11 protein-coding genes are annotated in these 14516 nt (G+C 68.9%); 3 read left to right on the top strand and 8 right to left on the bottom strand.

The features are described 5' to 3' along the window. The first annotated feature begins 16 nt into the window (after positions 1–16). Positions 17–1225 (top strand): homoserine O-acetyltransferase MetX, encoded by a 1209-nt coding sequence (gene metX / locus ACZZZQ_RS00950; protein WP_463506701.1) that lies wholly within the window; start codon positions 17–19, stop codon positions 1223–1225. On the opposite strand, the gene ACZZZQ_RS00955 is transcribed toward metX, so the two are convergent. The 5 genes from ACZZZQ_RS00955 to ACZZZQ_RS00975 are packed head-to-tail and all read right to left on the bottom strand — an operon-like array spanning position 1222 to position 5497. Further along, positions 1222–1830, bottom strand: a complete 609-nt coding sequence (locus ACZZZQ_RS00955; RefSeq protein WP_463506702.1) for an NUDIX hydrolase — start codon at positions 1828–1830, stop codon at positions 1222–1224. The genes metX and ACZZZQ_RS00955 overlap by 4 nt on opposite strands. A gap of 28 nt (positions 1831–1858) precedes the next feature. Continuing rightward, positions 1859–3079, bottom strand: coding sequence for an MFS transporter (locus tag ACZZZQ_RS00960; protein ID WP_053095686.1), 1221 nt, complete (start codon positions 3077–3079; stop codon positions 1859–1861). Positions 3080–3088: 9 nt separating this feature from the next. Then, positions 3089–3421, bottom strand: a complete 333-nt coding sequence (locus ACZZZQ_RS00965; RefSeq protein ID WP_056278282.1) for a thiamine-binding protein — start codon at positions 3419–3421, stop codon at positions 3089–3091. Between the two features lie 4 nt (positions 3422–3425). After that, positions 3426–4664 (bottom strand): hypothetical protein, encoded by a 1239-nt coding sequence (locus ACZZZQ_RS00970; protein WP_463506703.1) that lies wholly within the window; start codon positions 4662–4664, stop codon positions 3426–3428. Further along, positions 4661–5497, bottom strand: a complete 837-nt coding sequence (locus tag ACZZZQ_RS00975; RefSeq protein ID WP_295105615.1) for an NAD(P)H-hydrate dehydratase — start codon at positions 5495–5497, stop codon at positions 4661–4663. The genes ACZZZQ_RS00970 and ACZZZQ_RS00975 overlap by 4 nt, the downstream gene beginning before the upstream one ends. Positions 5498–5553: 56 nt before the next feature. On the opposite strand from ACZZZQ_RS00975, the gene ACZZZQ_RS00980 reads away from it, so the two are divergent. Continuing rightward, the gene (locus ACZZZQ_RS00980; protein WP_053095683.1) at positions 5554–6621 is read left to right on the top strand and encodes an NADH:flavin oxidoreductase/NADH oxidase; all 1068 of its coding nucleotides are present in this window, start codon (positions 5554–5556) and stop codon (positions 6619–6621) included. A gap of 60 nt (positions 6622–6681) precedes the next feature. Here ACZZZQ_RS00980 and ACZZZQ_RS00985 read toward each other — a convergent pair whose 3' ends face one another. The 3 genes from ACZZZQ_RS00985 to guaB1 all read right to left on the bottom strand — a co-directional run bounded on the left by ACZZZQ_RS00985 (position 6682) and on the right by guaB1 (position 10625). Next, entirely contained in the window at positions 6682–7743 is a 1062-nt protein-coding gene (locus tag ACZZZQ_RS00985) for a hemolysin family protein (RefSeq protein WP_056278271.1), read from the bottom strand. Then, on the bottom strand, positions 7740–9056 hold the full coding sequence (locus ACZZZQ_RS00990; RefSeq protein ID WP_053095681.1) for a hemolysin family protein: 1317 nt from the start codon (positions 9054–9056) through the stop codon (positions 7740–7742). The genes ACZZZQ_RS00985 and ACZZZQ_RS00990 overlap by 4 nt, the downstream gene beginning before the upstream one ends. A 114-nt stretch (positions 9057–9170) precedes the next feature. Further along, positions 9171–10625, bottom strand: a complete 1455-nt coding sequence (gene guaB1, locus ACZZZQ_RS00995; protein ID WP_463506704.1) for a GMP reductase — start codon at positions 10623–10625, stop codon at positions 9171–9173. A 159-nt stretch (positions 10626–10784) separates the two neighbouring features. Between guaB1 and ACZZZQ_RS01000 the strand changes: the two genes are divergently transcribed. Next, positions 10785–14468 (top strand): multifunctional oxoglutarate decarboxylase/oxoglutarate dehydrogenase thiamine pyrophosphate-binding subunit/dihydrolipoyllysine-residue succinyltransferase subunit, encoded by a 3684-nt coding sequence (locus tag ACZZZQ_RS01000; protein WP_463506705.1) that lies wholly within the window; start codon positions 10785–10787, stop codon positions 14466–14468. Positions 14469–14516: the final 48 nt, after the last annotated feature.

Consider the following 14516-nt stretch of genomic DNA (forward strand, 5'->3'; position numbering starts at 1 on the left):
AGGCGAGAATGGAAGCATGGACTGGCAGACGACCTCTGAGGACACGGTGCCGTCGGCGCCCGTGACGGAGGCCGACGTGCGCCTGCTTCGCGCACGACCTCCCGCCACCGGCGCCTGGCGCGACGGGGACCCGGCCGGCGGACGGCGTTTCACCTCGTTCGGCGCTTTCCCGACCGAGAGCGGCGCCGAGCTCCCGGGCTTCCGCCTCGCGTTCGAGACCTGGGGCGAGCTGAACGACGACCGGGACAACGCGATCCTCGTCCTGCATGCGCTCACCGGCGACAGTCACGTGCGCGGCGCCGCCGGGGCGGGACACCCGACCGCCGGCTGGTGGGAGGACATCACCGGCCCCGGAGCACCGCTCGACACCGACCGCTGGTTCGTCATCGCACCCAACATGCTCGGCGGCTGCCAGGGATCCACCGGCCCGGCCAGCATCGCCCCCTCCGGATACGAGTGGGCCTCGCGCTTCCCCTACCTGACGATCCGCGACCAGGTCGCCGCGCAGGTACGCCTCGCCGACTCGCTGGGCATCGACAGCTGGGCCGCGGTGATCGGCGGCTCCATGGGCGGGATGCACGCGCTCGAATGGGCGGTCTCGCACCCCGAGCGTGTCGCTCGCCTCGCCGTGCTGTCATCGCCTCCGGTCACGACAGCCGATCAGATCGCCCTGAACACGGTGCAGCTCGAGACCATCCGGATGGATCCCCGGTTCCTGGGCGGCGAGTACTACGATCTGGCCGACGGCGACGGCCCGCACCGCGGACTGGCGCTCGCCCGTCGTATGGCACTGCTCAACTACCGCAGTCCGATCGAGCTCAACCAGCGGTTCCAGCGCTCGTGGCAGTCAGGGGTGTCGCCTCTCGGCCATGGCGGACGTTTCGCGGTCGAGTCGTACCTGGACTTCCACGGCAACAAGTTCACCCGCCGTTTCGACGCGAACAGCTACATCACCCTCGTCGAGGCGATGAACTCGCACGACGTCGGCCGCGATCGCGGCGGGGTCGAAGAGGCGCTGCGCGCCGTGACGGCGACGACGCTCGTCCTCGGCATCGACAGCGACCGCCTCTTCCCCGTCGACGGCCAGCACCGCATCTCCCGCAGCATCCCGAACACCCTCGACGGCACCGAGGCCGTGGTGCTGAACAGCGATTTCGGGCATGACGGCTTCCTCATCGAGACCGAGGCGGTCGGCAGCAACCTGCGGCGGCTGCTCGCGAGCTAGATCGGATCGATCGTCCACGGCAGGCATCCGGTGCGCAGCCGTAGGCCCTCCCACTCGAAGTCGGTGCCCTGTGGCGACTGGACCACTCGGGTCGCGAAGTGCTGCGCCTCGCCAGCCGACGCGAGAGCGTCCTCGGCCGTGTCGAACCGGCTGAGCTGATGCAGGGTGACCCAGGTCGGCGGGAAGAGCGTCCACTCCCCCGTCGCATGCCTCGACAGAGCTTCGGCAGGGCTCAGCCAGACCGCGTCGACGACCTCGTCGGGCGAGAACCGCAGGTCCCCTCGCGGCGCTCCGGCGAGGAAGAACCACGTCCGGATGCGGATCGGCGCCTCGGCCGGCGGCTGCCAGCGGGACAGCAGCACCGGATCGGCGATCGTCAGGCCGACCTCCTCGCGCGTCTCACGGATCGCCGCTCGACGCGCGTCGTCGCTCTCCTCCGCCCCCGCGCGGCGGTCGGACGGCTCCACCTTGCCGCCCGGGAACACCCACGCACCGGCGAACGAACCGCGATCCGGCCGGCGCATCAGCAGCACAGCGAAGCCGCCGGGTGTCGAGCGCAGCAGCACGGCCGTCCCGGCGACGGGCAGATGGTCGAGATCGGTCACAGCCTCACTCTATGAGGCGCAATGCCGCTCAGGCCTGAACGAGGACGGGCTTGCGCGCCTCTGTGCGATACGACAGCAACGCGATCACGAGGCCCGCGACGGCGAGGGCCGCCCCCGTCCACGACGGCGCGACGAAGCCCCATCCGGCCGCGATCACCATGCCGCCGAGGAACGCGCCGAGGCTGTTGCCGATGTTGAGCGCAGAGTGGTTCATCGCCGCGGCGATCGACTGATTGTCTCCGGCGACATCCATCAACCGCGTCTGGATCGTCGGGCTGAGCACCGAGGACACGAAGCCCACGACGAATACGAGGAGGGCGAGGCTGACGATCCAGAATGCGAGCACGGCGAGGAGTGCGAACACGAGCGCCATCGCTGCGAGTCCGAAGAGCAGCGTGCGTCGCAGGTCGATGTCGGCGAGATGCCCGCCGACGAGGTTGCCGGCGGTCATGCCCAATCCCATCAGCACCAGCACGATCGGCACCGCCCACTCGGGAGAGCCCGCCACCTCGGTCACCAGGGGCGCGATGTAGCTGTAGACCGCGAAGAAGCCGCCGAACCCGATCGCACCGACGCCGAGCGTGAACCAGACCTGCGGGATGCGGAACACGCCGAGCTCCTCGCGCATGGTCCGGCCGGGAGAGCCGGGATGCTCGGGCACGAAGAAGATGATGCAGACGGTCGCGAGGGCGAAGACGAGGGTCACGACCGCGAAGGCTGCCCGCCACCCCCAGAGCTGACCGAGGAAGGTCCCGAACGGCACCCCGACCACGTTCGCCACCGTCAATCCGGTGAGGATGAAGGCGACGCCCTTGGCTCGGTTGCCCGGCCCCATCACGTCAGCCGCGACCAGCGCGCCGATGCCGAAGTAGGCGCCGTGAGGCAGCCCCGCGAGGAATCGCGAGGCACCGACGAGTTCGAAGGTCGGGAGGAAGACCGTGAGCGCGTTGAACAGGGTCAGCGCCAGAGCCAGCCCGATCATCACGCGATGCCGCGGGTAGCGCGCGACGAAGCCGGCGATCGTGGGAGCTCCGACGACGACGCCGAGAGCGTAGAGCGAGATCAGCCAGCCGGCCTGGCTCAGCGCGTCTTCGGGGCTGCTGGCCCACAGCGTGGGCAGCAGCTCGTCAGCGATGTTGGGCAGCAGGCCCATGACGACGAACTCGGTCATGCCGATGCCGAAGCTGCCGATGGCGAGGGAGAGGAGCGCCCACTTCGCCGCACCCCTCGATTCAGTCGAGGGATTCACCCGTCGAGTCTACGGGGTGTCCGAGTCGTCGATCGCCGCTTCGAGCCGCTCGATCTTCGCATCGAGCTCCCCCGCGTACCCGGGTCGGATGTCAGCCTTGAGCACCAGCGAGACCCGCGACCCGAACGGCATCACGGCCTCGGTCGCGCGCTTGACGACGTCCATCACCGAGTCCCAGTCCGGTCCTTCGATCTCGGTGAACATGCTGGTCGTGCGGTGCGGCAGTCCCGACTCGCGCACGACCCGCACGGCGGCGGCGACCGCGTCGTGGACCGACGCGTCTGAGCGCTCCGATCCGTCGGAGGGTGTGCCGCTCGGCGCGACGGAGAAGGCGATCAACATGGGTTCACTCCCGGGTGGTGGACGGATTGCGGGCGGGCACACGGACGACGGCGCGGATGCCGACGGCGAGGAGCACGATGAGGAGGACGTTCCGCGCGGTCAGGATGACGATGGGCTGCAGCTCCGCGCGCAGCAGCGCGTCGTAGCTGAGCGGGTAGACCAGGCACGTGAGGGCACAGAGCGCGAGCACGAGCACGGCGGGCCAGACGGCTCGTGCGCGGTCGAAGACGAACCACAGGATGACCGGAGCGATCAGCCACGTCTGGAACTGCGGCGAGCCCACCTTGTTCATCACGATCAGGGTCGTGACGAGACTCAGCGCGAGAGGAGGCAACAACCGCGCCGACGATGCGCCCCGCGCAGCCTTGAGTCCCCCGACGACCATCACGACGACCACGAGGACCGCCATCAGCGGTGTGAGCACCGCACTGACCGCGTCCGCACCCTGAGCACTGATCTGGAAGGTCAGGATGTCGAAGCTGTACTCGATGCGAGCGGCACCCGAGATCGCGAGCCAGAGGAACGGGGTCGCCGCGACGGCTTCGATCTGGAGGCCCCGCCCGGTCTGCTCCGTCAGGAATCCGAAGATCTCGGTGTCGGCTCCGAGCAGGAACAGCAGCGAGATGACGACGGCGGACACGGCTGCAGCCGTGAGCAGGACGCGCATCCTGCTCACGAGCGCGACCACGGCGGCGAGCACGAGGGCGGCCGGCCAGATCTTGATCCAGGCGCCGATCGTCAGCAGCGCGGCTGCCGCAGCGGGGCGACGGACCAGCCAGAGCCCGCCGATCACCGTCAGAGGCACGGTGATCGCGTCGATGCGGTACATCGCGATCGGGCCTAGCAGAAGCAGGGCGGCGACCCAGAACCACGCCGCCGCACGCCGCGGCCGAGATGATGCGCGGCCGAGAAGCACCGCGAAGGCGATCGCATCGAGCACCGTCACAAGCGCAGCCCACGCGATCAGATAGGCCTCCGAGGCGCCCACGACGGCGATGAGCGGGGCCGACAGGACCTTGGCGAGCAGCATGGGAACGAGCGCGAGCTGGGGATAGACCCACGACTCGGTGATCCCGACGATCGCTCCTCCCGAGAGCGCGGCGGTCGACCAGGGTTCGTAGACCAGCACCACGTCGCCCATCGGCTGGCTCGGGTACAGCCACCCCATGACCGCGATCGCGATATGCACGGTCGCGAACGCGCTCCACAGCGCGACGAGACGAACCGTCGTGGTGCGACTCACGCGATGACGTCCGCGATCGCGCGAGGAAGAGCCTCCGCGACATCCAGGGCGACGATCGGATGCCCCTGCGCGCCGCCGATTGCGCCGATGCCCGCAGCGATGCGCCCGGCGTGACCGTGCAGCCAGGCGGCGGCGGCCGCGATCTCCGCAGTCGATGCGTCGACGTCGCCCGCGAGCAGCGCTCCGAGAACACCCCCGAGGACATCACCGGTGCCGGCCGTCGCCAGCCAGCCGGTGCCTGCCTCCACTCGGATGACGCCGCCGTCGGGGTCTGCGATCAGCGTCTGCGCGCCCTTCAGCAGCACGGTCGCGTCGATCTCGCTCGCCACGCGGGCGACCGCGGTCGCCCGATCATCGTCACCGGCGAAGCCGAGCTGAGTCTGCAGCCGCTCGAACTCGCGTCGATGCGGCGTCAGCACGAGCGGCGCGCGGCTCCCGGGCGCGAGATCCAGTGCCCCCGCGTCGACGACCACCGGGACGGAGCCGTCGAGCAGGTCGCGGAGCTCGCGTTCCTCGTCGGAGGTCCTGCTCGCGGCATTCGTCCCCGATCCGATGACCCAGGCGCCGACGCGTGCGCCGGCGGCCCGCGGGCTGACCACCGTCTCGGGGCGGCGAGCGATCACGGCATCCGCCGCTCGTCCCTCACCGATATACCGGACGAATCCTGCTCCGGCACGCCACGCCGCTTCCACGCCGAGCACGGCTGCGCCGGGGTAGTCCGAAGACCCGGTGCGCAGGCCCACGACCCCGCGGGAGTACTTGTCGTCATCCGCGCCCGGCACGCGCAGGAGGCGGGCGGTGTCGTCGCGGGACCAATCGCGTGCGTCGGGCATGACTCCACGTTAGTGCGACGGCCCTCCTCGCCCCAGCCGCACAGTAGCGTCGAGGGGTGAGCATTCTCTTCTCTCCCCTGAGCATCCGTTCCTCCACTTTCCGCAACCGGCTCTGGGTGTCCCCCATGTGCATGTACAGCGCGGTGGACGGCGTCGTGCAGGAGTGGCACCACACTCACCTCGCGCAGTTCGCCTCCGGCGGCGCGGGCCTGATCGTCGCCGAGGCGACCGCTGTCGTGCCGGAAGGTCGCATCTCACCGCGAGACGCCGGGCTCTGGAACGACGAGCAGCGCGACGCCTGGGCGCCGATCGTCGAGGCGATCCACTCGCGCGGTGCCGCTGCGGGCATCCAATTGGCGCACGCCGGCCGCAAGGCGTCGACCTGGTGGCCCTGGGCCGACGAGCGCGGATCCGTGCCCGAGACCGACGGCGGATGGACGACCACGGCCCCGTCCGCGATCGCCTTCGAGGGCTTCGCCGCACCGGTCGCACTCGATGCGGCCGGCATCGACGCCGTCGTGGCGGGATTCGCCGCCGCCACTCGACGGGCGCTCGACGCCGGCTTCGACGTGCTCGAGGTCCACGGCGCACACGGATACCTGCTTCACCAGTTCCTCTCTCCTCTGTCGAACCTGCGGGACGACGAGTACGGCGGATCGCTCGAGAACCGGGCTCGGCTGCTCCTCCGGGTGGTCGACGCGATCCGCGAGGTCGCCGGTGACGATGTGCCGGTGTTCGTCCGCATCTCGGCGACCGATCACGCCGAGGGCGGGTTCACGCCCGAGGAGGCGGCGACGGTGAGCACCTGGGCCACCGAGCACGGGGCCGATCTCATCGACGTCTCCAGCGGCGGGCTCGTCGCGCATCAGCAGATCAGCGTGTTCCCCGGATACCAGGTGCCGCTGGCCGAGTCTGTGCGCCAGGGCGGACGCATCCCGGTGTCCGCCGTGGGCCTGATCACCGCTGCCGAACAGGCCGAGCAGGTGCTCGCCGACGGGGCCGCCGACGCGATCTTTGCCGGCCGGGAGTGGCTGCGCGACCCGCACTTCGCGCTCCGCGCCGCGCACGAACTCGGCGCGGACATCACCTGGCCGCCGCAGTACGAGCGCGCGCACTGGCGCTGACCACCACCCACGGCGAAGGCCCCGGTCCGCTCGGACCGAGGCCTTCGTCATGTGTGCGGCTCAATGGCCGCGGATGCGACGGGTCGCGTCCTGCACCTCGCCCACGAGCTCCTCGAGGATGTCCTCCAGGAAGAGCACGGCGGTCGTGCGCCCCTGGGAGTCGCGCACCTTCGCCAGGTGTCGACCCGCTCGGCGCATCACCGCGAGTGCGTCTTCCAGATCCGTGTCCTCCTGGATCGGCACCATGTGGTTGATGCGCTTCGAGGGCAGCGGCTCGACCAGCTTCGCGGCAGAGCCCGGCCCGTCCGACGCCCGCAGGATGTCCTTCAGGTGGACGTACCCGACCGGCGCACCCTCGTCGTCGACGATCACGTAGCGCGAGAATCCGTACCGGGCGACGGCCTTCTCGATGTCGTCGGGCGTCGTGGACTGCGGAAGGGTCACGAGATCGCTGAGCGGAACAGCCACGTCGCGAGCCTTCTTGTCGGTGAACTCCACGGCGGCCGCGACCGTGCCCGCAGTGTCGGTGAGCACGCCCTCGCGCCGTGACTGGTCGACGATCGTCGCGACCTCGTCGAGTGTGAACGTCGACGCCGCCTCGTTCTTGGGCTCGACCCGGAACAGCCGCAGCACGCCGTTGGCGGCCGCGTTCAGCAGCCAGATCACCGGCATGAAGATCTTGGACACCAGCACGAGCGGCGGCGCGAGTATGAGCACCGCGCGATCCGGCACCGAGAACGCGAGGTTCTTCGGCACCATCTCACCGAACACGACGTGAAGGAACGACACGATGAGCAGGGCGATCGTGAACGACACCGCGTCGACGACGCCGTCCGACCAGCCGATCGCGTGCAGCGGCACAGCGAGCAGATGATGGATGGCGGGCTCTGAGACGTTCAGGATCAGCAGCGAGCAGATGGTGATGCCCAGCTGCGAGGTCGCGAGCATCAGCGTCGCGTGCTCCATCGCGTAGAGCGCGGTCTTGGCGGCGCGCGACCCGCGGTCGGCCTTCGGCTCGATCTGCGATCGACGCGCGGAGATCACTGCGAACTCTGCGCCCACGAAGAACGCGTTCGCCACCAGCAGCACGACCAGCCAGGCCAGTCCTCCCCAGTCGTTCATCGTCCGACCACCTCTCCCGGCAGATCCGGACTCGGAACGTAGCGGATCCGATCGACGCGGCGACCGTCCATCCGGACGACCTGGAGCGTGCCCGTGTCGAGGGCGACCTCGTCGCCCACCGACGGCACGCGCTCGAGGACGCTCATGACATACCCGCCCACGGTGTCGTACACATCTCCCTCGGGAACCTCCACGCCCGCTCTGCGGCGCAGCTCGTCGGGCCGCAGCTCCCCGGGGAACGTGATGCCGTCCCGATTGCGGACGACACCGGCGCGCGTGCGGTCGTGCTCGTCGGAGACCTCGCCAACGAGTTCCTCCACGAGGTCCTCCAGCGTGACGAGACCGGCAGTTCCGCCGTACTCGTCGACGACCACCGCCAGCTGATATCCGCGGGCTCTGAGCTCAGAGATGAGCGCATCGACGTGCACGGTCTCCGGCACGCGCAGCGGATCGGTCGAGAGCGCGCCGACAGGGACCTCGCCGCGTCGCTCGCGCGGCACGGAGATCGCGGCCTTGAGGTGAACGACACCCGTGATGTCGTCGAGATCGTCGTCGTACACCGGGAAGCGACTGTGCCCCGTCCGGCGAGCGAGCTGGATGACGTCGTCCGCCGAGTCTCCGACGGCGAGCGCATGCATGCTCGGCCGAGCCGTCATCACATCGGCGGCCGTCAATCGCGAGAATGTCAGGGTGCGGTCGAGCAGGCTGGCGGTGTCGGCTTCGAGCAGCCCGGCGCTCGCCGAACGACGCACGAGAGAGGAGAGCTCTTCTGCGCTGCGGGCGCCCGAGAGCTCCTCCTTCGGCTCGATGCCGATGCTCCGCAGGACCCCGTTCGCGCTGCCGTTGAGCACGACGACGGCGGGCTTGAAGACGGTGGTGAAGGCGACCTGGAACGGGATGACGAGCTTCGCGGTCGCGAGCGGCAGGGCGAGAGCGAAGTTCTTCGGAACGAGCTCGCCGAGGATCATCGACAGCACCGTGGCGACCAGCATGGCGACGATGGTGGCGATCGGGCCGACGGCCGCGTCGGGGATGCTCCACGCGACGAGCGTCGGACCGAGGAGGTTCGAGAGCGCCGGCTCCATCGTGTACCCGGTCAGCAGCGTCGTCAGGGTGATGCCGAGCTGGGCGGACGACAGGTGGGTCGAGGTGTGCTTGAGTGCGCTGATCGTCAGCGACAGGCGGGACTCGCCTCGGGCCTGGCGGGCTTCGAGGTCGGCACGGTCGAGATTGACCAGCGCGAACTCGCTCGCGACGAACAGCCCCGTGCCCACAGTGAGCAGAAGCCCCACGCCCAAGAGGATGTAGTCCATCAGTCGTTCCTCCCGATGTGGAGAGGCAGGCAGTGGGGCGATGTACTACAACTGGGAGGGTCGTCCATGGTGTCCACGATTCTACGGGATGCCGGTGCGACGGAGGACGGACCGCTACCAGCTGACCGGCAGCGCCTTGCCCTCTTCGTATCCGGCCGCGGACTGCAGCCCGACGAGCGCCCTGTCGTGGAACTCGGGCACCGAAGACGCACCGGCATAGGTGAACGACGACCGCACGCCCGAGGTGATCATGTCGAGCAGGTCCTCGAGTCCCGGGCGCAGCGGATCGAGGTAGATCTTCGACGAGGAGATCCCCTCCGCGAACAGCTCCTTCCGTGCGCGCTCATAGGCATCGAGGCGTCCGAATCGGGCCTGCACCGCCTTCGTCGAGGCCATCCCCCAGGATTCCTTGTAGAGACGGCCCTCCGCGTCGCTCTGCAGCTCTCCGGGCGCTTCGATCGTCCCGGCGAACCAGGAGCCGACCATGACGGATGCTGCGCCTGCGGCGAGCGCGAGCGCCACATCGCGCGGATATCGCACACCCCCGTCCGCCCAGACGTGCGCGCCCTGCTCGCGTGCCGCTTCTGCGGTCTCGAGCACGGCGGAGAACTGCGGGCGGCCGACCGCGGTCATCATCCGCGTCGTGCACATGGCGCCGGGCCCCACGCCGACCTTGAGGATCGAGGCGCCCGCCTCGACGAGGTCCTTGACGCCGTCGGCGGTGACGATGTTCCCCGCCACGATCGGGATGCCGAGGTCCAGAGCGGCCACGGCGCTCAGCGCACGCAGCATCCCCTCCTGGTGCCCGTGCGCCGTGTCGACCACGAGCACGTCGACGCCTGCGGCCGCCAGTGCCTTCGCCTTGGCGGCGACGTCTCCGTTGATGCCGACCGCCGCCGCGACGGCGAGACGGCCATCGCGGTCCAGGGCCGGCTGATACAGCGTCGAGCGCAGAGCACTGCGCGCACTGAGGGTGCCCACGAGATGTCCGTGGTGCGTGATCGTGACCATGTCGACGCCCGCGTCGGTGATCACGTCGAACGCATGACGCTCGGATCCGATGTCGTCGGCGTCGAGCGACGGTGTGCCGACGTGCACGAGATCGCCCAGCTGCGCATCGGGCAGCGCGGTCGCCAGCCGTGTCGCGGGCAGGACGCCGAGGATCCTCTCCGCATCGTGCGGTGCCTCTCCCGTGGCGACGACGATGCCGTGCCCGGCGGTGGCCGGCATCAGACGAAGGGCGTCCGCCACCGACGCCTCGGGCGGCAGCACGATCGGCGTGTCCCACAGCACCGGCTGCGCCTTGACATCGCGGATCGCGGCGTCCAGCCCCTGCAGGGGCATGTCCTGCGGAAGCACTCCGAGCCCGCCCCGCCGTGCGAGCACCGCGGCGAGCCGAGGACCGGTGACGGAATTCATGTTCGAGGCCACGATCGGGAGCGTCGCGGGAGTCCCGTCCTGCGGCGCCAGATCGACCTGCAGACGACTCGTGACAGCCGATCGTCGCGGCACGAGGAACACGTCGGAATAGGTCAGATCGACTGCGGGTGACTCACCGGAGAACTCCATACCCCCACGGTACTCAGATAGCGCCGCCGAGGGCGCATGCCTTCGACGAATGCCCGAGGAAACACGTTAGGCTTGGAAGTCGAGAGTGTGCGGGCCCGGACGCATCACGCGTCCTGGTGTGCATATATGGACTTCAGCGATGAAAGAGGGCGATCGAGCGTGTCGAACCAGGTGACCGGCGTCGGGGGCGACGGGGGGTTCGGAGCCAATTCCTGGCTCGTGGAAGAGCTCTACGAGCAGTACAAGGTGAACCGCGACTCCGTCGACAAGGAGTGGTGGCCGATCCTCGAGAAGTACCAGTCGGATGCCGCGACCGGCAGCGCGGTCCCCGCAGCCGCCACGGAGCAGCCGGCTCACCCCGTGACCGCGCCCATCCCGGTCATCGGCGCACAGCCGGTCGCTCGGACCACGACCAAGCCCGCCGCTGCAGCCCCGATCCCCGCGCAGGCTCCGAAGCCCGCAGCCAAGGCTGAGGCGCCCGAGTCAGCCGAGCCCGTCGAAGAGGACAAGGTCACGCCCCTCCGCGGTCTGCCCAAGACCCTCGCCGCGAACATGGACGAGTCGCTGACGGTTCCGACCGCGACGAGCGTGCGCACGGTGCCCGCGAAGCTGATGATCGACAACCGGATCGTCATCAACAACCACATGGCGCGCACGCGCGGCGGCAAGATCAGCTTCACCCACCTCATCGGCTGGGCGCTGATCCGCACGCTCGACGAGTTCCGCAGCCAGAACGTCTTCTACGCCGAGATCGACGGCAAGCCCTCGGTCGTGGCTCCGGCTCACGTGAACCTCGGCATCGCGATCGATCTGCCCAAGCCCGACGGCACGCGCGCTCTGATGGTCCCCAGCATCAAGCGCGCCGACACGCTGACCTTCAGCGAGTACCTCGTCGCCTACGAAGACCTCGTGACGCGCGCCCGCAACAACAAGCTGACGGCGGCCGACTTCCAGGGCACCACGGTCTCACTCACCAACCCCGGCGGCATCGGCACCGTGCACTCCGTGCCTCGTCTGATGAAAGGGCAGGGCTGCATCATCGGCGCCGGCGCCCTCGAGTACCCGGCCGAGTTCCAGGGAGCGAGCGAGAAGACGCTCAACGAGCTGGCGATCGGCAAGACGATCACGCTGACCAGCACCTATGACCACCGAGTCATCCAGGGCGCCGGCTCCGGCGAGTTCCTGAAGAAGGTCCACGAGCTCCTGATCGGACAGCGCGGCTTCTACGACGACATCTTCGCCGCTCTGCGCATCCCGTACTCCCCCATCCGCTGGAACCCCGACATCGCGGTGGATCTCGCCGAGCGCGTCGACAAGCAGTCCCGCGTGCAGGAGCTCATCAACTCGTTCCGCGTGCGCGGTCACCTGATGGCCGACATCGATCCGCTCGAGTACGTCCAGCGCTCGCACCCCGACCTCGAGATCGAGAGCCACGGGCTCACCTTCTGGGATCTCGACCGCGAGTTCGTGACGGGCGGGTTCGGTGGCCGTCGGGTCGCCAAGCTGCGCGACATCCTCGGCGTCCTTCGCGACTCGTACTGCCGCACGCTCGGCATCGAGTACATGCACATCCAGGACCCCGAGCAGCGCCGCTGGTTCCAGGAGAAGGTCGAGGTCAAGTACCAGAAGCCCGGCCACGACGAGCAGCTGAGGGTTCTCCGCAAGCTCAACGAGGCCGAGGCGTTCGAGACCTTCCTGCAGACCAAGTTCGTCGGTCAGAAGCGGTTCTCGCTCGAGGGCGGCGAGTCTCTCGTCCCGCTGCTCGACGAGATCCTCCAGGGTGCGGCCACATCCGGACTCGAGGGCGCCGCGATCGGCATGGCGCACCGTGGCCGTCTGAACGTGCTGACGAACATCGCGGGCAAGACCTACGGTCACGTGTTCCAGGAGTTCGAGGGCACGCAGACCCCCGGCAACCAGCGCGGCTCGGGCGATGTGAAGTACCACCTGGGCACCGAGGGAACGTTCGTCGCCGATGACGGCTCCGAGCTCCCGGTGTATCTGGCCGCGAACCCGTCTCACCTCGAGACGGTCGACGGAGTCCTCGAGGGCATCGTGCGCGCCAAGCAGGACCGCAGGCCGATCGGCACGTTCGCCTGGCTGCCGATCCTCGTGCACGGCGACGCGGCGTTCGCCGGTCAGGGCGTGGTGGTCGAGACGCTGCAGATGTCTCAGCTGCGCGGGTATCGCACCGGCGGCACGATCCACGTGGTGGTCAACAACCAGGTCGGCTTCACGACCCTCCCGAACGACTCGCGTTCCTCGGTGTACTCGACCGATGTCGCGAAGACCATCCAGGCACCCGTGTTCCACGTGAACGGCGACGACCCCGAGGCTGTGATCCACGTCGCGCAGCTCGCGTTCGAATACCGCGAGCGGTTCCACCGCGACGTCGTCATCGACCTCGTCTGCTACCGCCGCCGTGGTCACAACGAGGGAGACGACCCCTCGATGACGCAGCCGCTGATGACCGACCTGATCCAGGCGAAGCGATCGGTGCGCAAGCTGTACACGGAGTCGCTCGTCGGTCGTGGCGACATCACCGAAGAGGAGTACGACGAGGCCAAGGCCGACTTCCAGAACCGTCTGGAGATCGCGTTCGCCGAGACGCACGCCGCCGAGACCGGTGCCAACCCGGTCGCCCAGGATCTGCCGCCGGTCGACGAGCAGGTCGGCGCTCCTGAGATCACCGGAGTCTCGAACGAGGTCATCCAGCTCATCGGCGACGCGTTCGTGAACAAGCCCGAGGGCTTCACCGTGCACCCCAAGCTGCAGCAGCAGCTCGAGAAGCGTCTCGACATGAGCCGCAACGGCAACATCGACTGGGGCTTCGGCGAGCTTCTCGCCTTCGGTTCGCTCCTCGTCGAGGGAACGCCCGTGCGGCTCGCCGGGCAGGACTCGCGCCGCGGCACGTTCGTGCAGCGTCACGCGACTCTGCACGACCGCGCGAACGGCCAGGAGTGGCTGCCGCTGTCGAACCTCTCCGAGTCCCAGGGCCGCTTCTTCGTCTACGACTCGCTCCTCAGCGAGTATGCGGCGCTCGGCTTCGAGTACGGCTACTCCGTCGAGGCTCCCGAGGCCCTCGTGCTGTGGGAGGCCCAGTTCGGCGACTTCGTCAACGGCGCTCAGTCGGTCATCGACGAGTACATCTCGGCTGCGGAGCAGAAGTGGGGACAGCAGTCCAGCGTCACGCTGCTCCTTCCCCACGGCTACGAGGGTCAGGGGCCGGACCACTCCTCCTCGCGCATCGAGCGGTTCCTGCAGATGTGCGCGCAGGACAACATGATCGTCGCGCGCCCCTCGACGCCCGCGTCGTACTTCCACCTGCTGCGCCGACAGGCCTACGCGCGTCCGCGCAAGCCGCTCATCGTCTTCACCCCGAAGGCCATGCTGCGTCTGCGTGGGGCGACGAGCCCGGTCGAGGCCTTCACGCAGGGCCGTTTCGAGCCGGTTCTCGACGACAACCGGGGCCTCGATCGCAATGCCGTGAAGCGCGTCCTCGTGCACTCCGGCAAGGTGCACTGGGATCTCAAGGCCGAACTCGAGAAGAACCCGAACCCCGAGATCGCGCTGGTCAGGCTCGAGCAGCTCTACCCGACCCCGATCGACGGACTGAAGGCCATCACCGATTCGTACCCGAACGCCGAGCTGGTGTGGGTGCAGGAGGAGCCGGAGAACCAGGGAGCCTGGCCGTTCCTGGCACTCGCCTTCGCCGATGTCCCGGGTGACCGCAGCTTCCGTCCGGTGTCGCGTCCGGCTTCGGCATCGCCCGCGACGGGCTCGTCGAAGGTGCACGCGGCGGAGCAGGCGAAGCTGCTGCGGGATGCCCTCACGCTCGGCTGATACTCGGCAGACACGAAAGGGGCGCCTCGACTTCGGTCGAGGCGCCCC

The sequence above is a fragment of the Microbacterium sp. AC132 genome (genome assembly GCF_979258525.1).

What these genes read in the sequence shown, in the direction of transcription:
- metX (WP_463506701.1), top strand. Translation starts at nt 17, where the DNA reads ATGGACTGGCAGACGACCTCTGAGGACACGGTGCCGTCGGCGCCCGTG.
- ACZZZQ_RS00965 (WP_056278282.1), bottom strand. Translation starts at nt 3,421, where the DNA reads ATGTTGATCGCCTTCTCCGTCGCGCCGAGCGGCACACCCTCCGACGGA.
- ACZZZQ_RS00975 (WP_295105615.1), bottom strand. Translation starts at nt 5,497, where the DNA reads ATGCCCGACGCACGCGATTGGTCCCGCGACGACACCGCCCGCCTCCTG.
- ACZZZQ_RS00985 (WP_056278271.1), bottom strand. Translation starts at nt 7,743, where the DNA reads ATGAACGACTGGGGAGGACTGGCCTGGCTGGTCGTGCTGCTGGTGGCG.
- ACZZZQ_RS00990 (WP_053095681.1), bottom strand. Translation starts at nt 9,056, where the DNA reads ATGGACTACATCCTCTTGGGCGTGGGGCTTCTGCTCACTGTGGGCACG.
- guaB1 (WP_463506704.1), bottom strand. Translation starts at nt 10,625, where the DNA reads ATGGAGTTCTCCGGTGAGTCACCCGCAGTCGATCTGACCTATTCCGAC.